Source organism: Vibrio sp. V30_P3S12P165 (genome assembly GCF_009904905.1).
Classification (GTDB): domain Bacteria; phylum Pseudomonadota; class Gammaproteobacteria; order Enterobacterales; family Vibrionaceae; genus Vibrio; species Vibrio fujianensis.
The window spans coordinates 99,877-124,891 of the sequence record NZ_WXWH01000006.1 but is presented as its reverse complement, the minus strand read 5'-3'; the positions used below and the strand labels follow the sequence as shown (position 1 = coordinate 124,891).

At 42.5% G+C, this 25,015-nt stretch carries 21 protein-coding genes and 1 riboswitch; of the genes, 14 read left to right on the top strand and 7 right to left on the bottom strand.

Going from position 1 to position 25,015, the window contains the following annotated elements; all coding sequences use genetic code 11:
- A partial coding sequence (locus CAG57_RS01915) for a DUF4168 domain-containing protein (RefSeq protein ID WP_237666055.1) occupies positions 1 to 362 on the top strand: 362 nt, incomplete at its 5' end.
- Between the two features lie 234 nt (positions 363 to 596).
- Here CAG57_RS01915 and mnmE read toward each other — a convergent pair.
- The 5 genes from mnmE to rpmH form a co-directional block, all read right to left on the bottom strand.
- Positions 597 to 1,958, bottom strand: a complete 1,362-nt coding sequence (gene mnmE / locus CAG57_RS01910) for a tRNA uridine-5-carboxymethylaminomethyl(34) synthesis GTPase MnmE (RefSeq protein ID WP_161427720.1) — start codon at positions 1,956 to 1,958, stop codon at positions 597 to 599.
- Positions 1,959 to 2,052: 94 nt separating this feature from the next.
- A complete protein-coding gene (gene yidC, locus CAG57_RS01905) occupies positions 2,053 to 3,675 on the bottom strand; it encodes a membrane protein insertase YidC (RefSeq protein WP_099610304.1) in 1,623 nt (540 codons plus the stop codon).
- Positions 3,676 to 3,677: 2 nt separating this feature from the next.
- On the bottom strand, positions 3,678 to 3,935 hold the full coding sequence (gene yidD, locus CAG57_RS01900) for a membrane protein insertion efficiency factor YidD (RefSeq protein ID WP_099610305.1): 258 nt from the start codon (positions 3,933 to 3,935) through the stop codon (positions 3,678 to 3,680).
- The gene (rnpA, locus tag CAG57_RS01895) at positions 3,902 to 4,225 is read right to left on the bottom strand and encodes a ribonuclease P protein component (RefSeq protein WP_161455716.1); all 324 of its coding nucleotides are present in this window, start codon (positions 4,223 to 4,225) and stop codon (positions 3,902 to 3,904) included. The genes yidD and rnpA overlap by 34 nt, the downstream gene beginning before the upstream one ends.
- Before the next feature lie 46 nt (positions 4,226 to 4,271).
- On the bottom strand, positions 4,272 to 4,409 hold the full coding sequence (rpmH, locus tag CAG57_RS01890; protein WP_072670256.1) for a 50S ribosomal protein L34: 138 nt from the start codon (positions 4,407 to 4,409) through the stop codon (positions 4,272 to 4,274).
- A 580-nt stretch (positions 4,410 to 4,989) separates the two neighbouring features.
- On the opposite strand from rpmH, the gene dnaA reads away from it, so the two are divergent.
- The 11 genes from dnaA (at position 4,990) to CAG57_RS01840 (ending at position 18,469) form a co-directional block, all read left to right on the top strand.
- On the top strand, positions 4,990 to 6,393 hold the full coding sequence (dnaA, locus tag CAG57_RS01885; RefSeq protein WP_099610307.1) for a chromosomal replication initiator protein DnaA: 1,404 nt from the start codon (positions 4,990 to 4,992) through the stop codon (positions 6,391 to 6,393).
- Between the two features lie 76 nt (positions 6,394 to 6,469).
- The gene (gene dnaN / locus CAG57_RS01880) at positions 6,470 to 7,570 is read left to right on the top strand and encodes a DNA polymerase III subunit beta (RefSeq protein ID WP_099610308.1); all 1,101 of its coding nucleotides are present in this window, start codon (positions 6,470 to 6,472) and stop codon (positions 7,568 to 7,570) included.
- Positions 7,571 to 7,589: 19 nt separating this feature from the next.
- A complete protein-coding gene (recF, locus tag CAG57_RS01875) occupies positions 7,590 to 8,669 on the top strand; it encodes a DNA replication/repair protein RecF (protein WP_099610309.1) in 1,080 nt (359 codons plus the stop codon).
- 18 nt (positions 8,670 to 8,687) lie between these two features.
- The gene (gene gyrB / locus CAG57_RS01870) at positions 8,688 to 11,105 is read left to right on the top strand and encodes a DNA topoisomerase (ATP-hydrolyzing) subunit B (RefSeq protein ID WP_099610310.1); all 2,418 of its coding nucleotides are present in this window, start codon (positions 8,688 to 8,690) and stop codon (positions 11,103 to 11,105) included.
- Positions 11,106 to 11,820: 715 nt separating this feature from the next.
- Positions 11,821 to 12,267 carry a helix-turn-helix domain-containing protein gene (locus CAG57_RS01865; RefSeq protein ID WP_170887899.1) on the top strand — a complete coding sequence of 149 codons (447 nt, stop codon included), beginning with the start codon at positions 11,821 to 11,823 and terminating at the stop codon, positions 12,265 to 12,267.
- A gap of 519 nt (positions 12,268 to 12,786) precedes the next feature.
- Positions 12,787 to 14,967 carry an ornithine decarboxylase SpeF gene (gene speF, locus CAG57_RS01860; RefSeq protein ID WP_161427374.1) on the top strand — a complete coding sequence of 727 codons (2,181 nt, stop codon included), beginning with the start codon at positions 12,787 to 12,789 and terminating at the stop codon, positions 14,965 to 14,967.
- Between the two features lie 61 nt (positions 14,968 to 15,028).
- The gene (potE, locus tag CAG57_RS01855; protein ID WP_099610312.1) at positions 15,029 to 16,339 is read left to right on the top strand and encodes a putrescine-ornithine antiporter; all 1,311 of its coding nucleotides are present in this window, start codon (positions 15,029 to 15,031) and stop codon (positions 16,337 to 16,339) included.
- 119 nt (positions 16,340 to 16,458) lie between these two features.
- Complete coding sequence (locus CAG57_RS01850) at positions 16,459 to 16,647, top strand: AbrB/MazE/SpoVT family DNA-binding domain-containing protein (protein WP_099610313.1); 189 nt, start codon at positions 16,459 to 16,461, stop codon at positions 16,645 to 16,647.
- Positions 16,648 to 16,677: 30 nt separating this feature from the next.
- A complete protein-coding gene (locus CAG57_RS16010) occupies positions 16,678 to 16,818 on the top strand; it encodes a hypothetical protein (RefSeq protein ID WP_202597982.1) in 141 nt (46 codons plus the stop codon).
- A gap of 336 nt (positions 16,819 to 17,154) precedes the next feature.
- Entirely contained in the window at positions 17,155 to 17,574 is a 420-nt protein-coding gene (locus tag CAG57_RS01845) for a GreA/GreB family elongation factor (RefSeq protein ID WP_161426834.1), read from the top strand.
- 457 nt (positions 17,575 to 18,031) lie between these two features.
- Positions 18,032 to 18,469, top strand: coding sequence for an Hsp20 family protein (locus CAG57_RS01840; protein ID WP_099610316.1), 438 nt, complete (start codon positions 18,032 to 18,034; stop codon positions 18,467 to 18,469).
- 60 nt (positions 18,470 to 18,529) lie between these two features.
- On the opposite strand, the gene CAG57_RS01835 is transcribed toward CAG57_RS01840, so the two are convergent.
- Both CAG57_RS01835 and CAG57_RS01830 read right to left on the bottom strand, forming a co-directional pair.
- Positions 18,530 to 19,780 carry a valine--pyruvate transaminase gene (locus tag CAG57_RS01835; RefSeq protein ID WP_161426835.1) on the bottom strand — a complete coding sequence of 417 codons (1,251 nt, stop codon included), beginning with the start codon at positions 19,778 to 19,780 and terminating at the stop codon, positions 18,530 to 18,532.
- Between the two features lie 222 nt (positions 19,781 to 20,002).
- Complete coding sequence (locus CAG57_RS01830) at positions 20,003 to 22,093, bottom strand: alpha-amylase (RefSeq protein ID WP_161426836.1); 2,091 nt, start codon at positions 22,091 to 22,093, stop codon at positions 20,003 to 20,005.
- Positions 22,094 to 22,438: 345 nt separating this feature from the next.
- Here CAG57_RS01830 and crcB point away from each other — a divergent pair, with 345 nt between their 5' ends.
- Both crcB and thiC read left to right on the top strand, forming a co-directional pair.
- Complete coding sequence (gene crcB / locus CAG57_RS01825) at positions 22,439 to 22,822, top strand: fluoride efflux transporter CrcB (RefSeq protein WP_099610319.1); 384 nt, start codon at positions 22,439 to 22,441, stop codon at positions 22,820 to 22,822.
- A gap of 52 nt (positions 22,823 to 22,874) precedes the next feature.
- Positions 22,875 to 22,973, top strand: a riboswitch (TPP riboswitch).
- 105 nt (positions 22,974 to 23,078) lie between these two features.
- Positions 23,079 to 25,013: a phosphomethylpyrimidine synthase ThiC gene (thiC, locus tag CAG57_RS01820; protein ID WP_161427151.1), complete on the top strand. Its 1,935-nt coding sequence runs from the start codon at positions 23,079 to 23,081 to the stop codon at positions 25,011 to 25,013.
- The last annotated feature ends 2 nt before the right edge of the window (positions 25,014 to 25,015 follow it).

The window sequence follows — 25,015 nt, the reverse complement described above, 5'->3', positions numbered from 1 at the left end:
CACTCGCACTCTTGATGGCATCATTCGGCATGACCAGCTTTCTGTCACCTGCTTTAGCAGAAAATCAAACACCACCAAATGAATCAGCGCAGCAATCACAATCTAGTTTTAAGGTAACAGATAATGAGCTACGTGATTTTGTTGTAGCCAGTAAAGTCGTTGATAGTATTCGTAAAGAAGCAGTAGAAAGATTAAATGGTGATGTGGATGAAGAAACTGCACGCATTATTCAGCAGCAGGCCACTGAAAATATGATTAAAGCGGTTGAAAAAACAGGATTATCTGTCGATATGTATAATCGAATCGCACAAGCTATACACAGTGATGAAAATTTACGTCAAAGAGCTAACGGACTTAATTAAATATTTTTATTCTGAGTCGTTACACAAAGAGATCGTTTTTATATATTCATTACTTAAAAGCCAGTTAGTTGTAATAACTGGCTTTCTTTTTTAGGGTATTTTCCTAGACGTTTCCTTTTCCACTAATACTGCGTTTAGGTTATAAGGGGATAGAAACAAACGGCAAATGACGATCTAATAAAATCAGTGTGTTATATACCGTTGCTTGCTGTTGTTTTCCGTTATTTGCCCACTTTACTTCCCGATACAAAACGAAGAGAAAATTCGCCCGAGGAGATCATCAGAACTAAATTCACCCGTGATCTCATTTAAGTGTTGCTGAGCAATACGTAACTCTTCGGCGAGGATTTCTCCAGCCATATAACCTTCCAACTGTTGTTGGCCGATGGTGAGATGTTCTGCCGCACGTTCTAAGGCATCGAGATGACGCCGACGCGCCATAAAGCCGCCTTCTTGGTTACCGGTAAAGCCCATGCACTCTTTCAAATGGGTACGTAGCGCTTCGACGCCTTGACCAGTTTTAGCAGAAAGACGAATCAACGTTGGTTGGTTAACATGGGAAATCCCTAATGGTTCTCCTGTTTGATCGACTTTATTACGGATCACCGTCATCCCCATATGATCCGGCAAACGGTCGACAAAATCAGGCCAAATGTCTTTGGGATCGGTTGCTTCGGTCGTGGTGCCATCGACCATAAATAAAACGCGATCAGCTTGTTTTATTTCTTCCCACGCACGCTCGATACCAATTCTTTCGACTTCATCTGAGGCCTCACGCAGTCCTGCTGTGTCTATGATATGTAGTGGCATGCCATCAATATGAATATGTTCACGTAACACATCACGTGTTGTACCTGCAATATCGGTGACAATCGCCGACTCTTTACCCGATAAAGCATTTAACAGGCTCGATTTACCAGCATTTGGACGTCCGGCAATAACAACCTTCATCCCTTCACGCATGATCGCACCTTGATTGGCTTCTTGACGCACAGCAGCAAGGTTATCGATAATTGCTTGTAAATCATTAGATACTTTTCCATCAGCTAAAAAGTCAATTTCTTCTTCTGGAAAATCAATCGCAGCTTCAACGTAAATACGTAGATGGATCAATGACTCTACAAGAGTATGGATGCGTTGAGAAAATCGTCCTTGAAGCGATTTTAGTGCCGATTTTGCCGCTTGTTCAGAACTGGCATCGATCAGATCTGCAATGGCTTCTGCTTGGGTTAAGTCTAACTTATCGTTTAAGAATGCACGTTCAGAAAACTCACCAGGACGAGCTGGGCGAATCCCCGGGATGGTAAGAATGCGTTTGATAAGCATATCCATGACAACTGGGCCGCCATGGCCTTGTAGCTCTAGGACATCTTCTCCGGTAAAGGAATTCGGATTGGGAAAATAAAGTGCAATGCCTTGGTCAAGTACCACACCATCATTATCTTTGAAAGGCAAATATTCCGCGTAGCGAGGTTTAAGCTGCTTCCCGGTGACCTCAAGGGCGGCTTGGGCGGCCAGAGGGCCTGAAACGCGTATAATGCCTACGCCGCCACGTCCTAGAGCGGTGGCTTGCGCGACAATGGTATCGGTGGTCATAACATTACCTATTGAATTATTTACTGGTGATTATTGTAATCAGCCAATAATAAAAAGGCGACCAAAAGGTCGCCTTGATCGATGAGATTTATGCTTACTTAGAGTGTAAACCTCTTTTCTCGAGTGACTTGTAAATGAGCGTTTGCTGAATCAGAGTCACAATGTTTGATACCAACCAGTAAAGTACGAGACCGGATGGAAAGAACAAGAAGAAGAAGGTAAACATTACCGGCATGAAGGTCATGATCTTCTGTTGCATTGGATCAGTAACAGTATTTGGACTCATTTTCTGAATCATGAACATACTTGCCCCCATTAATAGCGGCAGTATGTAGTATGGATCCTGAGCCGAAAGATCATGTATCCACCCAAAGAATGGTGAATGACGCAGTTCAACCGATTCCATCAATGCCCAGTATAAAGCAATAAAAATCGGCATTTGTAGAACGATAGGTAGACAGCCACCGAGTGGGTTTACTTTCTCTTTCTTATACAATTCCATCATTTCTTGGCTCATGCGTTGGCGATCATCACCAATGCGTTCACGCATCGCTTGCAGCTTGGGTTGCAGCATACGCATTTTGGCCATCGATGTGTATTGAGCCTTAGTCAAAGGATACATAGCGCCACGGACGATAAAGGTCAAACAGATGATTGCTATACCCCAGTTACTAACAAAGCTCTGAATAAATGAGAGCAAGGTATGTAAAGGTTTCGCGATAAACCATAACCAACCGTAGTCAACAACTAGGTCTAGGTTAGGTGCTGTCGCTGCCATTTCATTTTGCAGTTTTGGCCCAACCCATAGGCTGACTTTAAATTGCGTGCTGTCGCCATCGGCGATGGTTTTATTTGGGATACGAACACCAATATCACCAAGGTTACCAATGACACGAGAATAAAGATTGGTGTCGGGTTCATTACGCGGAATCCATGCTGTTGCAAAGTAATGCTGAATCATCGCTGCCCATCCTTCACCATTAGGAAGAGGGAGGGATAGGTTACGTTCCTGCATATCTTTGAAGCTGTATTTTTTATAACGAGTATTTTCTGTAGAGTAGGCTCCGCCACGATAAGTTGGCATAGCAAGGTTACCCCCAGAATCAAGAAGGCTTTGACGAAGATGAGCATAAACACCCAGCGTGGCGTTATTACCCGAGCGGTTCACAACGTCAAAAATAACGTCAATGGCATAGTCATTACGTTTAACCACAAACGTTTTACTATATTCGATACCATTGACTTGATAAGTCATCGGAATACGCAATTCATCTTGCCCATCCGCTAGCTCAAAATGATCAGCGCTAACATGATAAGTCGGGCGACTATTACTGCTTAGATCAATTCCTTGAGGGCCGATTAACCCACTTTGTGCAATAAATTGATGATCGGGCTCATTTTTTAAGAGAACGAAAGGTTGGTCAGAATCCAACTCATCAGAATATTGATTGAGTTTGGCACTGACGATGTCGCCACCGATCGTATCGATGGACAGAGTCAATACATCCGAGATCACTGTAATGGTTTTTGCTGAAGCCTGAGACTGCGAAGGAGCAGGGTCGAATTCATCAGCAAAAGAAGGTGCAGGGGTGTTACTGTTAGCTTGAGCCTGTTCAATCGCAGGTTGGGCCGGATTCTTTGTTGTTTGCCATTGCTGGAAAAGTAAGAAAGAAACGAGCGCTAAAGCGATTAACAGGATATTACGTTGAGAATCCATCGTTATTTATCTCTGTCTAGTTTTTTGACTGGTGGAACGGGGTCATATCCCCCTTCGTTCAAAGGGTGGCATTTTAATAGACGTTTGCCGGATAACCAACACCCTTTTATAAAACCGTGAGCTCGCAATGCTTCTATCGCATAAGTTGAGCAAGTCGGCGTAAATCGACAGCGAGGGCCGATAAGCGGACTTATTATCCATTGGTAGAGTTTAACTAAGCCAATGGTTAACCACGTGAAGGGCGAGATAGGCGATGCCATAATTTATCGAACAAAGTAAATAATTCCTCATTGCTTAAATCTTGCGCGCTCTTTTTCGCGATCACAACAAAATCTTTATTAGCGAGTCGATGTTGTGTGAGACGAAAACTTTCACGAGCGAGACGTTTGAAGCGATTACGACCCACCGCCGTTTTAATTTGCTTCTTTGGAACAGCCAATCCTAAACGAGGATGAGAGAGATTATTATCGCGGGCAATGATAGTAAAATGAGGGGAGCCAGCACGGTGCGCTTGCTGGAAGACGTTTTTATAATGCTCGGGAGTTAGCAGACGTAACTCCCGATTGAACGCGTACGTATTCAAAATAATTCAGTGATTATTTTGACAGGCGCTTACGGCCTTTTGCACGACGTGCATTGATTACTTTACGACCGTTCGCAGTCGCCATGCGTGCACGGAAACCGTGAGTACGCTTGCGCTTTAGAACTGAAGGTTGAAAAGTGCGTTTAGACATTATTATTACCTTTACTGATCAGTAGTGTTAGGTTCTTAAGTTAACCCGGCGTGGGTGTTTGTCTTCGAAAAGACGCCGACGCCTCTCAACAAAGAGGCGGAATTGTAATCACACTCACAAAAAGTGTCAATGACTAGGGTAGGGTAACTGAGAGTTAATCTTGTCGTTAACGGCTCAGCGCTACCTATTCTTTTTCGGTCGGGCGATTATACGGAGTCTTTACTAAATCTCAAGGATCGTTCGTTGATCGCGCGATTAAACTTTACTGGAGCAAGCCGCAATAAGAGTGATCGACAGATAAGATCACAACTTATACCTAGATACTCATAGCTTATAAAGCAGAACCAAGGGTAAAAAACAGAATGGTCATTTTGGGGATAACTCGGAAAGATCTTTGAATATGTGGATCACTGTGTGGGTAAATAGGCTAATTAGAGCGAGATCTCGGTTTATTTATTTATATTGTTGTGAATAACTTCGATCTTATTCAATAGTTTGTGGATCAATTACTGGCGATCTTACTTATCAACAGGTAGAATTGCCGATCTTTACTAGCCATTAATTTAAGAGTGAGGGAACCGTGTCATCTTCGCTTTGGTTGCAATGTTTGCAACAGCTTCAAGAAGAGCTACCAGCCGCAGAATTTAGTATGTGGGTTCGTCCGTTACAAGCGGAGCTCAATGACAATACTCTCACTTTGTTTGCCCCAAACCGGTTTGTGCTCGATTGGGTTCGTGATAAATACATCAACAATATTAATCGTTCATTGACAGAGTATTGTGGGCATAATGCGCCGAGCTTACGCTTTGAAATAGGTAACCGTCGAGCCGCTGCAGCGAAACCAGCACCAGTGAGAACTGCGGCTGATGTTGCGGCAGAGTCTTCTGCGCCTGCTCAACTTGCACGGCGTAAGCCCGTGCATAAAACTTGGGATGATGACAATGCCGTGGCCGATATTAATCACCGTTCTAACGTGAATCCCAAACACAAGTTTAATAATTTTGTGGAAGGTAAATCGAACCAGTTGGGATTAGCGGCTGCACGTCAAGTGGCGGACAATCCAGGGGCGGCCTATAACCCACTCTTTTTATACGGTGGCACTGGGTTAGGTAAAACCCACTTATTGCATGCTGTTGGAAACGCCATTGTCGATAATAAACCCAATGCTAAAGTGGTTTATATGCATTCAGAGCGTTTTGTTCAGGATATGGTGAAAGCGCTGCAAAATAATGCGATTGAAGAATTTAAACGTTACTATCGTAGCGTCGATGCGCTATTAATTGATGATATCCAATTTTTTGCTAACAAAGAACGTTCCCAAGAAGAGTTTTTCCACACTTTTAATGCGTTATTGGAAGGTAACCAGCAGATCATTCTCACCTCTGATCGCTACCCAAAGGAGATCAATGGGGTTGAAGATCGCCTTAAATCCCGCTTTGGTTGGGGCCTAACGGTTGCCATTGAGCCGCCTGAGTTAGAAACCCGTGTGGCAATCTTGATGAAAAAAGCGGAAGATCATCAAATTCATCTCCCCGATGAAGTGGCTTTTTTTATCGCTAAACGATTACGTTCTAATGTTCGTGAATTGGAAGGCGCGTTAAACCGAGTGATCGCCAATGCCAACTTTACTGGTCGCCCGATTACCATTGATTTTGTCCGTGAAGCGCTACGTGATCTGCTTGCTTTGCAAGAAAAATTAGTCACTATCGATAATATTCAGAAAACGGTTGCCGAGTACTACAAAATAAAGGTAGCGGATCTCCTTTCTAAACGTCGTTCTCGCTCGGTGGCGCGCCCCAGACAATTAGCGATGGCGTTATCGAAAGAGCTAACTAACCATAGTTTACCGGAAATTGGCGATGCATTTGGAGGGCGAGACCATACTACCGTACTGCATGCGTGTCGGAAAATTGAACAGTTACGCGAAGAGAGTCATGACATAAAAGAAGATTACTCGAATTTGATACGAACGCTTTCTTCTTAATCTCTTCATCTATTCGTATGATGTGATGTATGATTTTTATCCTGTTTATTCCCTATCGTTAGGTTAAGAGCACACTATGAAATTTACCATTGAACGCAGCCACTTTATTAAATCGCTACAACAGGTGTCTGGGACGCTGGGTGGGCGAGCGACCTTGCCGATTTTGGGGAATTTGTTACTCAGTGTCGATAATGATCAATTGTCGATGACCGCGACGGATCTTGAGGTGGAGTTGATCAGCCGAGTCTCTCTTGAAGGGGATTTCGAAGCGGGCAGCATCACGGTTCCTGCCCGTAAATTTTTAGATATTTGCCGAGGACTACCTGATGACGCCATCATTACCGTGTTATTAGAAGGGGATCGAGTTCTCGTTCGTTCAGGAAGAAGTCGCTTTTCTTTGGCTACCTTACCAGCCAGTGATTTTCCTAATATTGAAGACTGGCAGAGCGAAGTGGAAATTTCACTCACTCAAGCAGAATTGCGTGGCTTGGTGGATAAAACCCAGTTTTCGATGGCCAACCAAGATGTTCGCTACTACCTCAATGGTATGTTGTTAGAAATTGATGGTCAGACTTTCCGTTCTGTCGCCACTGATGGTCATCGGATGGCTGTCTCACAGACCACACTTGCGCAAGAGTTTGCCAACAAGCAGATTATTGTACCGCGCAAAGGCATTTTAGAATTAGTTAAGTTATTGGATGCACCAGATCAGCCGGTGGTGTTGCAAATTGGCGCTTCCAACTTACGAGCTGAAGTGAATAACTTTGTCTTTACCTCTAAGTTAGTCGATGGCCGCTTCCCTGATTATCGTCGTGTCTTACCACAAAACACCAATAAAACATTATTAGCTGGTTGCGACGAGCTGCGTCAGGCTTTTTCTCGTGCAGCGATATTATCGAATGAAAAATTCCGAGGTGTTCGGGTGAATTTAGCGGATCAGCAAATGCGTATTACCGCCAATAACCCGGAGCAAGAAGAAGCAGAAGAAATGCTGGATGTCGATTTTACCGGTGACGCGATTGAAATTGGCTTTAACGTCAGCTATGTATTGGATGTCCTCAATACCTTGCGTTGTCAGCAGGTACGAATTTCAATGTCTGATGCTAATGCCAGTGCTTTAATCGAAAATGTCGATGATGACAGCGCCATGTATGTTGTGATGCCGATTCGTCTATAGAGAGCTTTTTGCCTTTATTATGCCTCTGACTCGTTTGGTTATTCAGCAATTTCGTAATATTAAAGCCTGTGATATCACCTTATCATCAGGCTTTAACTTTCTTATTGGCCCGAATGGCAGTGGCAAGACCAGTGTTCTTGAAGCAATTTATTTATTGGGGCATGGGCGCTCATTTAAGAGTGCATTAACCGGACGAGTGATTCAACACGACAGCCCAGAACTGTTTGTGCATGGCCGTTTTTTGAACTCGGATCAATTTGAGCTACCGATTGGCATTAATAAGCAGCGTGATGGCTCAACAGAGGTTAAAATAGGCGGTCAATCTGGACAAAAATTAGCGCAACTGGCTCAGGTGTTACCTTTGCAGTTGATTCATCCAGAAGGGTTTGAATTATTAACCGATGGCCCGAAACAGCGGCGGGCTTTTATTGATTGGGGCGTGTTTCATTCCCAACCGGCTTTTTTTGAGGCATGGGGGCGTTTTAAACGTCTGAATAAACAGCGTAATGCTTTATTGAAAACCGCTCGTAGCTATAAAGAAATCAGTTATTGGGATCAAGAGCTGGCTCAATTGGCTGAACATATTGACGTTTGGCGACACACTTATGTTGAACAATTGAAAGTTGTCGCTGAAACGCTTTGTCGCCACTTCTTGCCTGAATTTGAGATTAGCTTAACTTACTATCGTGGCTGGGAAAAACAGACCGCTTATAAAGAAATTTTGCAAAATCACTTTGAACGCGATCAACTGCTTGGTTATACCTTCAGTGGCCCGAATAAAGCGGATTTAAAAATGAAAGTGAATGGAACCCCCGTCGAGGATGTTCTTTCACGTGGTCAGCTTAAGTTAATGGTGTGCGCACTGAGAGTGGCGCAAGGTCAACATTTAACCGAGCTGACCGGGAAGCAATGCATCTATTTGATTGATGATTTTGCTTCCGAACTCGATAGCCAACGCCGTAAGCGTCTAGCAGATTGCTTAAAAGCGACGGGGGCTCAAGTGTTTGTAAGTTCTATTACTGAAAGCCAAGTTGCCGACATGATCATGCCGAATAGCAAGATGTTTCATGTAGAACATGGCACAATAGGACAAGGATAATTACTGAGAGAGTAACTCATGTCGAATAATTACGATTCATCGAGTATTAAAGTACTGAAGGGTCTAGACGCCGTGCGTAAGCGTCCAGGTATGTACATCGGCGACACAGATGATGGCACCGGTCTGCATCACATGGTTTTTGAGGTGGTAGATAACTCAATAGATGAAGCGTTAGCGGGTTACTGTAAAGATATCGTCGTTACCATACATGAAGATAACTCAGTATCGGTTAGTGATGATGGTCGCGGTATTCCTACCGAAATTCATACCGAAGAAAATGTTTCGGCCGCAGAAGTTATTATGACGGTTCTGCATGCTGGCGGTAAATTTGATGACAACTCTTATAAAGTCTCTGGTGGTCTACACGGGGTGGGGGTTTCAGTCGTTAACGCCCTTTCTGAAAAAGTACTTTTAACCATTCATCGTGGCGGCAAAACGCATACTCAGACTTATCGTCACGGCGTACCACAAGCACCGTTGGCAGTGGTTGGAGAGACCGAGCGTACCGGAACAACCTTACGTTTTTGGCCGAGTGCGGAAACCTTCACTAATATTGAATTTCATTATGATATTTTAGCTAAACGCTTACGTGAGCTTTCTTTCTTAAACTCAGGAGTTTCAATTCGTCTGCAAGATGAGCGGGAAGCGGACAAACAAGATCACTTCATGTATGAAGGTGGTATCCAAGCGTTTGTGACTCACCTTAACCGTAATAAAACTCCGATTCATGACAAAGTATTCCACTTTAATCATGAGCGCGATGATGGCATCAGTGTTGAAGTGGCCATGCAGTGGAACGATGGTTTCCAAGAAAATATTTATTGCTTCACCAACAACATTCCTCAGCGTGATGGCGGAACCCATTTAGCGGGTTTCCGTGCTGCGTTAACTCGTACCCTCAATAGCTATATGGAAAAAGAAGGGTATAGCAAAAAAGCCAAAACCGCGACGTCTGGCGATGATGCTCGTGAGGGGTTAACGGCGGTTGTCTCAGTCAAAGTGCCTGACCCTAAATTCTCTAGCCAAACCAAAGATAAATTGGTCTCTTCAGAAGTGAAAGCCGCTGTAGAATCGGCGATGGGTGAAAAGCTCAATGAGTTTTTAGCCGAGCATCCCTCTGAAGCGAAAATGGTGTGCAGTAAAATTATTGATGCCGCTCGCGCTCGCGAAGCTGCGCGTAAAGCGCGTGAAATGACTCGCCGTAAAGGGGCGTTAGATCTGGCTGGTTTACCGGGTAAGCTGGCGGATTGCCAAGAAAAAGACCCTGCGCTCTCTGAACTGTATATTGTGGAAGGGGACTCTGCGGGCGGTTCAGCTAAACAAGGCCGTAACCGTAAGAATCAGGCGATTCTACCGCTGAAAGGTAAAATTCTGAACGTTGAGAAAGCTCGTTTCGATAAAATGCTCTCTTCTCAAGAGGTTGCTACCCTAATTACCGCGTTGGGCTGTGGGATTGGCCGTGATGAATATAATCCAGACAAACTGCGTTACCACAATATCATCATCATGACCGATGCGGATGTCGATGGTTCTCACATCCGTACCTTGCTGCTAACCTTCTTCTATCGTCAAATGCCAGAGTTGATTGAACGGGGTTATATCTATATTGCTCAGCCACCTCTATATAAAGTGAAAAAAGGCAAACAAGAGCAGTATATTAAAGATGAAGAAGCGATGACCCAATATCAAATTGCATTGGCGTTAGATAATGCTTCGCTGCATGTTAATGATCACGCTCCAGCCTTGGCGGGTGAGCCATTAGAAAAACTGGTTCAGCAATACAATGCTGTAACTAAACTTGTTGAGCGTATGAGCCGCCGTTATCCTCATGCCATGATCAATGAGTTCACCTATATGCCTCGCTTAACCGAACAAATGTGCCAAGATAAAGCGGTTGTTGAGCTTTGGACCGAGCGTTTAGTGAATCAACTCAATGCCAAAGAAGTCGGTGCAAGCCAATATCAATTTGAAATTGAGCATCACCCTGAGCTTGGTGTTTATTCACCAAAAGTGATCGTTCGGACTCATGGTGTGACGTATGATTACTTGATTAGCATCGATCTACTGAATTCGAAAGAATATAGCCGTCTTGCTGATCTTTTTGAAGCCTTAGATGGCCTATTAGAAGAAGGGGCTTATATTCAACGAGGTGAGCGGACTCAACTAGTATCGAGCTTCTCTGCCGCTCTAGAATGGTTGATTAAAGAATCTCGTCGTGGTCTTGCCGTACAGCGTTATAAAGGGTTGGGTGAAATGAACCCAGATCAACTGTGGGAAACCACCATGGATCCAGACTCTCGTCGTATGATGCAAGTGACGATTGATGATGCGGTCGGAGCTGATGAACTGTTTACCACCTTGATGGGCGATCAAGTTGAACCTCGTCGCGCTTTCATTGAGAGTAATGCACTTCGAGTCGCAAACCTCGATATTTAGTTTTTATTCTTAAATGATCTGTTAAGCAGCGCTTTGGCGCTGCTTTTTTATTGGATAGAGAAAGCCCGAGCGAGGAATAGAGCGAATTTACGGTTATGTCGGCAGAGCAATGGAAAGGTGTTGTTGGCTAGGTTCTTTCACTCTAATCACATCGCCTGTCTATACTCATGGGGATTATGAGAACCATCCGTAGCTCTCACCAAAGGCCAGCCTACGGCTGTTTAAATTTGTTCCAGACAAATTCACTTGTCGCATCTGCAACTCTAAGTTGTTTAGGTATAGTTAAAATATAACCAACTTTATTTATTTAAAAAATAAAGTCGGTTGAAGAAAATAAGCCGTGAGCGATATGGGATATGTTAATAAATTCTAATTTAATCACTGCTAATTTAATAGAATCTAATTTTTTGAAATTTTGTATTAACTACAGGCTGAGATATTGATCAAAACAATGCTTTTACTGGTTTTGGTATTGATAGTATTAATTTTTAACGGATGAAATCTAATTAATTACCTTGTTTTGATAAAATAAATGATGATGGTCAATTTTGTTATTTGTTTTATATATTATTTATTGACCTTTAGATTATCAAATTGCAGTATAAAAAAACAGGCGCTTACTCAGCGTATAAATATAGTTGTAATTAACCTGTTATTATCCTTTTTTACATAAATTGGCAACATGTTGCTTTTTATGTCCGTTAGAGATTTGTGTATGTTGAGAATTACCAGTTCAGATAAATTTATCTCTTCAAGGTTTATATTGGAATACAGTAAAGTTGAATTTGCTTCTTTATTGGGAGTTTCCGTGGCCAAAATAAGCAATATAGAAAATGGTAAATCTGCCATTCCACCTGTGTATAATTACGCAATTAATTACTTGCTTAGTGAACATCCGTTTAAAGAAAGTGCAATCGAAGCTCTGTGCTCACATATAACTCTTGATTTTGCTAGGCGTATTGATGTTAATTCAAAAGTTAAACGATTATCTTGTAAGCGTTGTGATGGCCGAAGGTTACACGTAATGGCAGGTATGAATGGACTCTACTTTGTTGAATGTATGGACTGTAAACATACCATGTATTCTTCAGGAATGGCCGTCAAGCGTTACAAACAGTGGTCTAATAACGGTGTGAAGTTAGATAGTCATTTATTTAATTAAATTTGATTTATACCCTTCCTACTTGAAGCTGCAGGGGTGTTGGCTACGTTCTTTCACCCCAATCACATAGCCGTCTATGTGATTGGGGATTCATTCACTTGCCGCCTACCTGCAACACCAAGTTGTTTGGGTATACACAAAAGTAAAAGATCATCAGCATTTGTGTTGGTGGTCTTTTTTTTGTGTTAAATTTTAGATTGGAATTGATTCTTGTTCTTCTGGTTTTTTTGTTATTCGATACGGTGATGAAAATCACAAAATCTTATTTTTTCTATATTTTATTTTTAATAATGTTAGATCTTGTCACGAAATTTCATCAATGTTTATTGTGGTTTTGTCTCTATTATCATTGAAATCTCACGTGTAATGTGATTGAAATCGCTAAATTTTAATTTTTAAAAATAAGGTTTTTTAATATGAATGTTTAATCACAAAATTTGTTTTTTGAATTTTAAATATTAATCTAATTTGTAATATCTGCGCTTGTGATTTTTAATGACAAGAAAAGAGATATTATAAATGAAGCGCTTAATTATTGGTGTTAGTAATTATATGCCAGAAGATTTTAGCTTATTGGCTGAATCTTTAGATGAGAATTTCAATCGCCATCTACAACCTTTAGATCAAGTTGAGTTAACCGATGTTGGTGCCGCTATTATCACATCTACAGATATTAAAGCTGGCCTACATAAAATGATTTCAGAAACAGGTTATGGCATTCCTGTGTTCCTTGTTACAGACGATACTCCAGTTTCTGCAGAAGATTATGTTTGGTTAACTGGTGTTATTGATTTAGAAGGGCAGTCTATTGATTATTATTGCCGTCAAATCAACGAAGCAGTAACTAAATATGAATGTCGTTTACTCCCTCCTTTTTTCAAGCAATTAACTCAATATGTTGAAATGGGAAACTCTGCATTTGATTGTCCGGGGCACCAAGGTGGTCAGTTCTTTAAAAAACATCCGGCAGGCAAGCAATTTTATGATTTCTTTGGTGAAAATCTATTCCGTAGTGATTTGTGTAACGCGGATGTCGATTTAGGTGATTTACTTATCCATGAAGGTTCTGCTCATCAGGCTCAGGCTCATGCAGCAAAAGTATTTAATGCGGATAAAACTTATTTTGTACTTAACGGTACTTCTGCATCAAATAAGGTTGTATGTAATGCGCTCGTTACCGAAGGTGATTTGGTTTTATTTGATCGCAATAATCATAAATCAAACCACCATGGTGCTTTAATTCAAGCTGGTGGAATGCCGATTTATTTGGAAACGGCGCGTAATCCGTGGGGATTCATCGGCGGCATGGATGAACACTGTTTTGATGAAGAATATATTCGGGCACAGATTGCAAAAGTCTCTCCTGAACGTGCTCGTGATGAACGTCCATTCCGTTTAGCTATTATTCAACTTGGCACCTATGATGGTACGATCTATAACGCTCGCTATGTGATGGATAAGATCGGCCACCTTTGTGATTATATCTTGTTTGATTCCGCATGGGTTGGGTATGAGCAGTTTATTCCAATGATGAAAGATTGTTCACCGTTACTCTTGGATCTAAAACCAGAAGATGCTGGTGTGATTGTGACTCAATCTGTTCACAAACAACAAGCAGGTTTTTCTCAAACTTCGCAAATTCATAAAAAAGACAGCCATATTAAAGGGCAAGCTCGTTACTGTAATCACAAACGTTTCAATAATGCGTTTATGATGCATGCATCGACTTCTCCATTTTATGCGTTGTTCTCTGCGCTTGATGTCAACGCAAAAATTCATGATGGTGAAGCGGGTCTCCGCCTATGGCATGATGCAGTGAAGATCGGCATCGAAGCGCGCAAAGAAATTCTAAATAGTTGTGAGCTTATTTGTCCTTTCATTCCAAATGAAATCGATGGCCAACCTTGGGGGAGTTACGATACTCAGGAAATTGCCACAAACAAGAAATTCTTCATGTTTGAACCCAATGCAAGTTGGCATAAATTTGAAGGTTACGGTAAAGACCAATACTTTGTTGATCCATGTAAATTGCTATTAACGACTGCGGGTATTGCAGAAGATGGCAGTTATGCAGACTTTGGTATCCCTGCAACGCTGTTGGCTAATTTCTTGCGTGAAAATGGCATTATCCCAGAGAAGTGTGATCTGAATTCGATCTTATTCTTACTAACTCCAGCAGAAGATATGGGTAAGATCCGTCATCTTGTTGCTCAGATTAATCGTTTTGAAAAATTCATTCGAGATGATGTGCCTCTCAGTATCGTGCTCCCACGTGTTTATGAAGCGAATAAAGATCGTTACCGAGGCTATACGATTCGTCAGCTGTGTCAGGAAATGCATGACATGTATAAAGAGCTGAATGTGAAACAGTTGCAAAAATCGATGTTCCGCAGCGAATACCTCCCCAAAATGGTCCATAAACCCGATGTCGCAACACGTAAATATTTCCGTGGAGAATGTGATTACTTGCCTCTTAAAGAAGCGGTGGGTCGTGTGGCTGCAGAAGGTGCCCTTCCTTATCCTCCAGGTATTATCTGTGTGATCACGGGCGAGATCTGGACCCAAAATGTGGTGGATTACTTCCTATCTCTAGAGGAAGGTATTAATCGTTTTCCTGGCTTCGCTCCTGAAATTCAAGGCGTATATCTTGAAGATGTCAACGGTCGTACTACCGCACATTGTTATGTCCTAATAGATTGATCCATTCGTTCGTACCTTGCTTTGGCATTGGTACGAACCACTTATTCATGGAAAATGTTTTATGAGTACTGAAATTAAAAAAATGTCAGTGATACAGCTTACTATTCTGACATTCATCAATATGGCCGGTTCCGGTATCATTATGTTACCAAGTAAACTGGCACAAGTAGGCACCATTTCTATATTGTCTTGGCTGATTACCGCTGCTGGTTCTTTAGCTTTAGCTTATGTTTTTGCAAAATGTGGCCGTTTTAGTAAACGTGACGGTGGTATGAACGGCTATGCCTCTTATGCGTTTGGTAAGTCTGGAGCCTTTATGGCTGGCTGGACTTACGGTTTATCGCTTCTTATTGCTAATATTGCGATCGCGATTACCTGTGTCGGTTATGGCTCTGCATTCTTTGACGTTACCTTATCGCCAGTTGAAACTTGCCTGTATACCATTGCGATTCTTTGGATTTGTACGCTCGCTAACTTCGGCGGCGCAAAAATCACCGGTCAAATTGGTTCATTTACGGTATGGGGCGTTATCCTACCGGTGTGTTCACTGGGTATTGTTGGGTGGTTCTGGTTTAATCCAACGATGTACATCGAAGCTTGGAATCCACACAGCCTTCCATTTGGTGAAGCGGTAAGTGCTTCCATCGCGATGACACTGTGGGCATTTCTTGGCCTTGAGTCAGCATGTGCTAACTCAGAAGCGGTAGAAAATCCAGAGAAGAATGTCCCTATAGCTGTGCTTGGCGGGACACTGATTGCTGCCGTGGTTTATATAATATCAACCAATATCTGTTCAGGTATCGTCGGAAATGCCGAATTAGCGGCGTCGACAGCACCATTTTCAACAGTGTGGTCTGTGATGCTTGGCTCGACAGCTGGTAAAGCGGTTGCTGGTATGGCGGTGCTGGCTTGTGCGGGTTCTCTATTAGGTTGGCAATTCACTATTGCGTCAGTGTTTAAATCATCTTCTGATGCAGGTTTTTTCCCTAAGTTATTCTCCGATATAGATAAACGTGGTACGCCCATTAAAGGTATGATCACGATTACCGTGATTCAATCGGCGCTATCTTTAATGACCATTTCACCAACGTTGAACGAGCAGTTTGAAGCTCTTGTGAATTTGGCTGTGGTCACCAATGTGATTCCTTACATTTTATGTATGGGCGCTATTTTCATTATGCAGCAAGTAGCAAAAGTGCCTACTCGTGAGATGAAAATAACCAATGTTATTGCTTTGATTGGTTCTCTATACAGCTTCTATGCGCTTTATGGTTCTGGCTACGAAGCGATGATGTGGGGGTCGATCGTCACCTTCCTCGGATGGAGTGCTTACGGTTTGATTGCTTCTAAGCATGAACCGTTAATAAACTAAGTTTTTCAATAGAGCTTTCCGTTTTCTTAGTATGGAAAGCTCTTTTATTTCATCTCGATAATAATTTTTTATTTATAGCCATAACGAGGAAATCTATTTTCGATATTGGAGGATGAAAGATGATTAGCCAACCAGTTAAGATCGGTGAGGATACCGTGGTCGTCATTCCAAACGCTATTTTGAGTGTGCTTGGAATAAAGGCTGGAGATACTCTTGAGATTGCACTCAATAACGACAAAATGGAAATTAAGAAAATGGTACTAAAAACTAACACCGAGACTCATTCGAACGAAGAGTACGACATTTGAATGCTTGATTAAAATAAAAAAGGGTCTGGAATGATGCAAGGTATCCTTACTATCCAGTCACACCTCTCTTTTGGCCATGCGGGTAACAGCAGTGCGGAACAGTGTTTGGCGGTTCAAGAAACGGTCAACAAGGTGAAGCAAGCCAATGCTGAAGCGTTATACATCTGCTAAGGTGTTATAAAGATGGCGATGAGATAACAACATTGCCATTATTTTTATTACGCCAACATGAAAATAAAGATTTTTATCTGGTTTATCTACCATATTGGCTTAACTGGCTAATATTGTGTGAGATCTTGCGATTAACTGATGTTTATTCCTAAAAGACGCCATTTCCTTTTGTTCTTCCCTTTTGCTTTCTTTTTTTTAATCGCTATAGTCAAAAGAGTTCATTTTTTGGAGGTGATGGTGGTGGTTACTTTCCTGGTTTAAACCGAGAGTGATGGTGCTCTCGGATAAATACTCACGATGAGTCCTTAATTTTGAGGTGGGAGTAGAGGAATCACTATGCTTTATCGTCTTTATCAATCATGGCTTCATGGATTACGTATGTGGTGGCTAACCAATGAGTTCGTTACCTATCAGTCCCCCATGCTTTTATTGCAATTACTCGAGCGACAAGCGAAGTACCATAATGCCTTTTGCTGTCATCGTGTTGGTTTGGGCGATACAGTTCATCTCGTGGATTCGCAAAACAGCCGCCCTTTTCAAGTCACTTTAGTTCCGGACCATCGTTGTGATCGTTCAGTGGGATACATTGCAGTAGATTCTTATTTAGGCTCGGCGTTATTTGGCCGAGTAGAACAAGATAAACTCGAGTTGATCATTTTAGGTCAACGGCGAAGTTTTACTATCACTCAAGTGACCCGTAAATCGAACCTGTCAGCACGTGCCGATTTCACGTGTGGCTGTTTACTTTGTCAGTAGATAAGGAGAAACATTACATGAGTAAGAAAGACATGAAAAAGCCGCAATTAAGCTTAAAGGAAAAGCGTAAATTGAAGCAGGAGAAAATGGCGGATAACACAGTAGAAAAAGCCCGTAAACGCCGTAAATAAGCCAATATTTGTTAAGTATAGAGTGCCTGAGCCTAATCGTGTGATTAGGCTTTTTTGTTTGCCCAGCGAAGCTGGCAAACCCGTCAGGTTGAAAAAAACCTCATTTAAATAAAATTTTTTTATGTTTGCTCTTGAAAGTAATTTGCTTGCCCTTATATCAGTGAATGAAGAGGATGCCGTTAGGGCCTCAGCATGAAAATGACATTCGCTCAGAATTAAGAGGTTTGTCATTCAACCATTAACCCTTTGATGAGCTTAGTTCATAGGAATAGGTATCATCACTTAACAAATATTGTTAAGACTATTGCTTAAATGAGGATAGGATTATGAGAACTGTAGACTTCACTCCTTTATACCGTAACGCGATTGGCTTTGACCGTTTATTGAATATGATGGAAGCGAGCACTGCGAAAAATGCTCAAGGAGGATACCCTCCTTATAACATTGAGCAACAAGAAGAGAATAAATATCGCATTACCATGGCGGTCGCTGGTTTTGCTGAACAAGAGTTGGACATTACTCAGCAAGAAAATACCTTAATTGTCCGTGGTGAGCGTGCTGAAGAAGAGAATAAAAACTATATTTATCAAGGCATTGCAGAGCGTAACTTTGAGCGTAAATTCCAATTAGCGGATTACGTTAAAGTGATCGGGGCGGTATTAGAAAATGGTTTGTTGCACGTTGACTTAGAAAGAGAAATTCCTCAAGCCATGCAGCCTCGTAAAATTGCGATTAACGGAAATAACTTAATTGAAAATAATTAAGTGATTGGTTTCATTAGCCAATAAAGAATGAAAAGAGCGCCAGATAGGCGCTCTTTTATGTTATCCATGTTGATAAGCGCGCTCAATTTCTTCGGCGATGATCGTAATCCCTTTTTGCATTGCTTGATCCTCTTGTACATAGTTCATACGTAGGCATTGATGGGCATGTTGCCACTCTTGTTGCTGACCGATAAAGAAATATTCACCCGGGACAATCAATACCCCACGAGCTTTCAAGCGTTGATAGAGTTCCATTGTGGTAATCGGTAGTTGATCAAACCATAACCACAAAAAGATAGCGCCTTCTGGTTTATGAATACGAAAACGAGAGTCGGTAATAGCTTGCTGCAGCAGTTCAACTGCTCTTTGCGATTTTTGCTGGTAGAAAGGCTTAATAACCTCGCGGCTTAGACGCAGTAAATCCCCGTGTTCAATCATATGATGTGCTATTGCTGGGCCAAGGCTTCCCGGTGCTAAACTAATAATACCGTTCATATTGGTCAGTGCTTGAGTAATGGCTTCACTGGCAATAATGATCCCACAACGTACGCCCGGTAGGCCGAGTTTCGATAAGCTCATGCATAAAATCGTGTTTTCATTCCAAAATGGTTCAACATCGGTAAAGATGATGTTGGGGAAGGGAAGGCCATAAGCATTATCAATGATCAGTGGAATTCCATTTTCTTGTGCCAGTTGATCCAATTGACGAATTTCATCATCGGTCAGAACATTTCCGGTGGGGTTGGTTGGGCGAGAGGCGCAGATTGCTGCAATCGAATCATCGACTTTGAGCTGTGAAAAATCGATATGGTATTTGAACATACCCTCTGACAATATTTTTATTTCTGGCTGATAAGAGATAAAAATGTCTTCATCGATTCCCGCATCGCCATAACCGATGTATTCGGGAGCCAGTGGGAGCAGAATTTTCTTATGGGTACCATCCGGTTGTTGGCCAGCAAATAAGTTAAAAAGATAGAAAAAACCACTTTGGCTGCCGTTAGTCAGGCTGATGTTTTTTTCACTAATTGCCCATCCATAGGTTTCTTTTAATAGTTTTGCTAGTGCTCGGATAAATTTATCTTTTCCTTGAGGGCCATCGTAATTGGTTAGAGCGGCGAGCAATTCCCCATTGGTTAGCATGGTGGCACTGGTTTGATGAAAATAATCAAGCATGGCTGGAATCGCAGCTGGGTTACCGCCACCGAGCATGATGGCTCCGGGAGTGCGTAGACCATCATTTAAATCATCCATTAATTGGGTAATGCCTGAGTATTGATTAAACTTTTCACCAAATTGAGAGAATTCCATGTGCTGTGATACCTGATTGTGGTTGCTTATGATTATTTTTCTATCATTGACGCGCATTGCTACGTGAATGGATGATATTGACCATACCGCAATGTAAGAATAAGGCAAAGAGTGAAATGCAAGGAATGGATAAAACGGGAATAAAAACAGGGTGGATGCATGCGTTCTAAATAAAAAAGGGAAGCATTTGGCTTCCCTTACGGCTGTTACGATGCAACGAAGTTATTCACCCGTATACACAATCAAAACTTTGTCATCTTGGTATCGACGTTCAAAGGCATAATATCCTTCCTGTTGGTGAGTAATATGTTTACCTTGGGCAACGGCTGGGTGGCGTTGACGAAATTCGCCCAATTTTTGCCAATGATTAAGTAGGGTTTGGCGTTCTCCTTTTATGGCCGCCCAAGGCATATCAGAGCGAGTACCTTGATGAGAATCAGACCCTGTTGGCCCAAAATCACGAGCAATTTCATCACCGTAATAGATTTGTACGGCTCCCGGGGCGAGCATTAATGCGTTGGCAGCTCGTTTTTGATCGTCAATACTGCGGCTACGAGAGGCCCAGAATAGCGCGGTATCATGAGAAGAGAGGTAGCTCAGTACGTTGAATTCAGGATCCTGGTTGATACTCTCTGCATAGCGTTTATAGTCTCGCTCAAGGTGAGCAAAGCATTTGAGGGCTTTCGGTGCGACATCAGATTGGAATTCAAAATTAATGATGGAGTCGAAACCATTATCAAAGTAAGGCGTTTTTACGACCCCATGAGCCCATACTTCTCCGGTCATCCAAAAAGGGAGGTCATCTAAGGCTTTATCAGGATGGTTCTGTTTCCATTCAGCCAACGCTTGACTCGCACTTGTTTTGAGCTGATCCCAGGCTTCCATTTCCACGTGTTTTGCGGTGTCGACTCTAAAGCCATCAATACCATATTCTCTGACCCAATCAGAGAGCCATGTGATTAAATGTTCACGAGGCGTCTTTAATTCATCTTGTGCACCAGTGTCTTTATTATGGAAAAAGTTGGGTAGCCCTGTTTTTTGGGTTGATTCGGTTTTGAGATCGGGCAGGTAGTTTAATGACATGGTGATATCGTTATACCCAGGCGTATCATAGTTGCCGATATCGGTACGAATCCAATCTTTGCCCCACCATTTTTCCCAAGCTTGGCTATCTCGGTAGTTGATGTAGTCATTAAAACTGTGCCAGCTTTGCCCAGATTTAGGCTGCCAATCGGTCCATTTTTCACCCAAGGTTTGCTTTGCTTCTTGATCATCGAGATAGAGTTTACCAAATCCAAATTCTTGCATGTCCGCGAGTGTGGCATAGCCGGTATGATTCATCACTACATCCCAAATGACGCGGATGCCTTTTTGGTGTGCAGTATCAATAAAGGTGCGTAGTTCTTCTTTTGTTCCCATGTTCGCATCAATCTTGGTCCAGTCTTGATGGTAATAACCGTGATAACCGTAATGTTTAAAGTCCCCTTTATCACCACCACCAACCCAACCGTGGATCTGCTCTAATGGTGAAGTAATCCAAATCGCGTTAACACCGAGTGATTCAATATAATCGAGTTTCTGTGTTAAACCGGCTAAATCACCGCCGTGGAAGGTCGCTATCTCTTGCTGATTATCTTTACTACGCCCATAGCTGTGGTCATTTTCTGGATTGCCGTTATAAAAACGGTCTGTCATGACAAAGTAGACAATCGCATTATCCCAACTAAAAGCGGTTGATGGAGTGGCTTCTACCTCTTCAAGTAATAATAGGCCTTGGCTGTCTTTACCTGGTTGCAGCGTGATATGGCCATCTGTGACGGTGGTGGTTTGCCCAGTAAGTGCATCTCGCACTAAGCTACCATTGGCGAAAGTTTGACTCACATTGATCGTTTTTGGCGTGTCACTTGCCACTGGGCAGGTTGACATAAAGTTGGATGTTGCACTGGTTTGTGGCTTGATTTTAACCGTCAGTTGATCAGTTTTAGGGTTCAACTCAAATTGATAAGTGTTGGCTTTAAAAATTCGAATCGGAATAGCCGACTCTTGTGCACAGTTATCTACTTTCAATGGTTGATTAAATTTAATCCGTTCCTCGTCACTTAGCGCAAAATGGGCTCCACAGCTTTGAGCAGCATTTGAAATCGAAAGCGTATAGCTTCCTTTCTCTATCTTCTGTTCAGCAATCAATAACCCCTCTGAGTTCGCTTTGAAAACTGTTTGTTGGTTATTAATGGTTAGTAGCAGTGCCTCTTCAGGAAGTTGACTGCAGGCGCTTATTATCCCGATGGATAATGCAAGTATGGTTTTTTTCATAGTGTCCTTTCCCCCGAATGAAATAGCCTCTTTATAGCAAAACTCCCCCTATACAATCCGAGCGGTTGACCACTTAGTGAGGGATTATTATTACTACAAAAAGTAATCGTGTTCACAAAAATAGCAAGAGTACGAAGGGGATACATTTTTGTTGAAAAACTGCTCATAGAAGAAATATGAGCTTATTTGTATATTTTGTTATTAGAAGTGACTCCGGTAACTTTTTAAAACGTACATCATCTTCTACCTAAAATCCCGATAAAGGAAAAGCTAACTTTACCGATAACGTGCTTCTTTTCCGAAGTGGTAAAGCGGTACAATGGGTAAAACATTATAGGAGGGCTCATGGGACAGTTATCTATTTTAGGGTTGATCGCAATCGGGGGAGCAATCGGTGCCTGTTCTCGTTATGTGGTATCTGAATGGTGTGTGACCTTATTCGGACGATCTTTTCCTTACGGAACATTGACAGTGAATGTGGTGGGATCTTTAATTATGGGGTTACTGATCGCTGCGATTGAGAATGAGTGGCTTGCTCCTTACCCTTGGCGACAAATCATCGGTTTGGGTTTTCTCGGTGCATTAACAACATTTTCGACTTTTTCGATGGATAACGTATTGATGATGCAACAAGGTGCCTTCTTTAAAATGGGGTTTAATGTGTTACTCAATGTCATGTTAAGCATTTCTGCTGCTTGGTGTGGCTATCATTGGTTACTCCGTAGCTGATTAAAAATTATCCTTTTTCTCTTGGTTAACGTTTCGCTCTTCTCTATAATGGCACAACTTGTCGGAGTGCCATAAGGCTGAGACCGTTAATTCGGGATCCGTTGAACCTGATCAGGCTAGAACCTGCGAAGGGAACAAGAGAAGACAATCTGGATGTCTATCTATCCTTCTATTCATCCATCTCCTATTTGTCATCCCCTCTTGTCGCATCTTTCCGCCAAGCATTTATCCCTAATTGTTAACCAAGGAAAATGCTATGTCGATTCGTAAACAAGCGAGACTGGAAGCTAAACAGTTTATTGAAACCCTCTCGGTACAACCGTATCCCAATTCGAAAAAAGTGTATGTCACCGGTTCTCGGCAGGATATTCGTGTTCCCATGCGTGAGATTTCACTGGCCGATAGCCTGATTGGTGGCACAAAACAAGCGCCAATTTTTTCCAGCAATGCCCCGATTCCTGTCTATGATACTTCTGGTTTGTATACCGATCCCGATTATGTAATTGATTTACAAAAAGGTTTACCAAAACTGCGCGAAGCTTGGATTGAAGAACGGCAAGATACGGAAATCTTGCCTGAAATGAGTTCACACTTTGCTCGTGAACGTTTAGCCGATGAAACCCTTGATGAACTGCGTTATGGGAATTTACCCAAAATTCGCCGTGCGAAAACAGGGCAACGAGTGACTCAGCTTCACTATGCGCGGCAAGGAATCATTACGCCAGAGATGGAGTTTGTCGCTTTACGTGAGAATATGGGGCGTCGTCACTATCAGGATGAGCAATTGAATCGTCAGCATTCTGGACAAAACTTTGGTGCCTATTTACCCAAAGAGATAACCCCTGAGTTTGTTCGTCAGGAAGTGGCAGATGGTCGAGCCATCATGCCATGTAATATTAACCATCCTGAATCGGAGCCGATGATTATTGGGCGCAATTTTTTGGTGAAAGTGAATGCCAACATTGGGAACTCTTCCGTTAGTTCTTCGATTGAAGAAGAGGTAGAAAAGCTGGTGTGGTCGACTCGCTGGGGAGGCGATACGGTGATGGATCTTTCCACTGGGCGAAATATTCATGAAACTCGGGAGTGGATTTTACGTAATAGTCCCGTTCCAATTGGGACGGTGCCTATGTATCAAGCCTTAGAAAAAGTCAATGGGGTGGCAGAAAATCTGACGTGGCAAGTGATGCGCGATACCTTGCTTGAGCAAGCCGAGCAAGGGGTCGATTACTTTACCATTCATGCTGGGGTGTTATTACGCTATGTTCCCATGACCGCCAAACGGGTAACGGGAATTGTTTCTCGTGGTGGTTCTATCATCGCTAAATGGTGCTTGGCACACCATCAAGAAAACTTCCTCTATACCCATTTTCGAGAAATCTGTGAAATCTGTGCGCAATACGATGTCGCGTTATCGCTAGGAGATGGCCTGCGTCCCGGCTCGATTGCCGATGCCAATGATGAAGCACAATTTGCCGAGTTACATACCTTGGGTGAACTGACAAAAATTGCTTGGGAATATGATGTTCAGGTGATGATCGAAGGGCCGGGACATGTGCCAATGCATATGATTAAGGCCAATATGGATGAGCAGCTAGTGCATTGCCATCAAGCGCCATTTTATACCCTTGGCCCACTGACCACCGATATTGCACCGGGCTATGACCACATTACTTCTGGTATTGGGGCGGCGCTGATCGGTTGGTTTGGGTGTGCCATGCTCTGTTATGTTACTCCAAAAGAACACTTAGGCTTACCCAATAAAGAAGATGTTAAAACCGGTTTAATTACCTACAAACTTGCCGCCCATGCCGCTGATTTAGCGAAAGGTCATCCCGGTGCGCAGCTCCGTGATAATGCGTTATCGAAAGCTCGCTTTGAGTTCCGTTGGCAAGATCAGTTTAACTTATCACTAGACCCAGTGACAGCCAAAGCCTTCCATGATGAAACCTTACCGCAAGAATCGGGCAAAGTGGCTCACTTTTGTTCTATGTGTGGCCCTAAGTTCTGTTCAATGAAAATCTCTCAAGAGGTACGGGAATACGCCAATCATCCGCAGCAGGTTGCAGCGGATCAAGCCATTTCCGTCACCCTGTTGGATGATCCATTACAAGGCATGGCGCAGAAATCACAGGAATTTCGTGCGGCTGGATCGGAGTTATACCATCCTGCTATCAGTACAGAGGAGTAAGC

What these genes read in the sequence shown, in the direction of transcription:
- mnmE (WP_161427720.1), bottom strand. Translation starts at nt 1,958, where the DNA reads ATGACCACCGATACCATTGTCGCGCAAGCCACCGCTCTAGGACGTGGC.
- yidC (WP_099610304.1), bottom strand. Translation starts at nt 3,675, where the DNA reads ATGGATTCTCAACGTAATATCCTGTTAATCGCTTTAGCGCTCGTTTCT.
- yidD (WP_099610305.1), bottom strand. Translation starts at nt 3,935, where the DNA reads ATGGCATCGCCTATCTCGCCCTTCACGTGGTTAACCATTGGCTTAGTT.
- rpmH (WP_072670256.1), bottom strand. Translation starts at nt 4,409, where the DNA reads ATGTCTAAACGCACTTTTCAACCTTCAGTTCTAAAGCGCAAGCGTACT.
- dnaN (WP_099610308.1), top strand. Translation starts at nt 6,470, where the DNA reads ATGAAATTTACCATTGAACGCAGCCACTTTATTAAATCGCTACAACAG.
- recF (WP_099610309.1), top strand. Translation starts at nt 7,590, where the DNA reads ATGCCTCTGACTCGTTTGGTTATTCAGCAATTTCGTAATATTAAAGCC.
- gyrB (WP_099610310.1), top strand. Translation starts at nt 8,688, where the DNA reads ATGTCGAATAATTACGATTCATCGAGTATTAAAGTACTGAAGGGTCTA.
- CAG57_RS01865 (WP_170887899.1), top strand. Translation starts at nt 11,821, where the DNA reads ATGTTGAGAATTACCAGTTCAGATAAATTTATCTCTTCAAGGTTTATA.
- speF (WP_161427374.1), top strand. Translation starts at nt 12,787, where the DNA reads ATGAAGCGCTTAATTATTGGTGTTAGTAATTATATGCCAGAAGATTTT.
- potE (WP_099610312.1), top strand. Translation starts at nt 15,029, where the DNA reads ATGAGTACTGAAATTAAAAAAATGTCAGTGATACAGCTTACTATTCTG.
- CAG57_RS01850 (WP_099610313.1), top strand. Translation starts at nt 16,459, where the DNA reads ATGATTAGCCAACCAGTTAAGATCGGTGAGGATACCGTGGTCGTCATT.
- CAG57_RS16010 (WP_202597982.1), top strand. Translation starts at nt 16,678, where the DNA reads ATGATGCAAGGTATCCTTACTATCCAGTCACACCTCTCTTTTGGCCAT.
- CAG57_RS01845 (WP_161426834.1), top strand. Translation starts at nt 17,155, where the DNA reads ATGCTTTATCGTCTTTATCAATCATGGCTTCATGGATTACGTATGTGG.
- CAG57_RS01840 (WP_099610316.1), top strand. Translation starts at nt 18,032, where the DNA reads ATGAGAACTGTAGACTTCACTCCTTTATACCGTAACGCGATTGGCTTT.
- CAG57_RS01835 (WP_161426835.1), bottom strand. Translation starts at nt 19,780, where the DNA reads ATGGAATTCTCTCAATTTGGTGAAAAGTTTAATCAATACTCAGGCATT.
- CAG57_RS01830 (WP_161426836.1), bottom strand. Translation starts at nt 22,093, where the DNA reads ATGAAAAAAACCATACTTGCATTATCCATCGGGATAATAAGCGCCTGC.
- crcB (WP_099610319.1), top strand. Translation starts at nt 22,439, where the DNA reads ATGGGACAGTTATCTATTTTAGGGTTGATCGCAATCGGGGGAGCAATC.
- thiC (WP_161427151.1), top strand. Translation starts at nt 23,079, where the DNA reads ATGTCGATTCGTAAACAAGCGAGACTGGAAGCTAAACAGTTTATTGAA.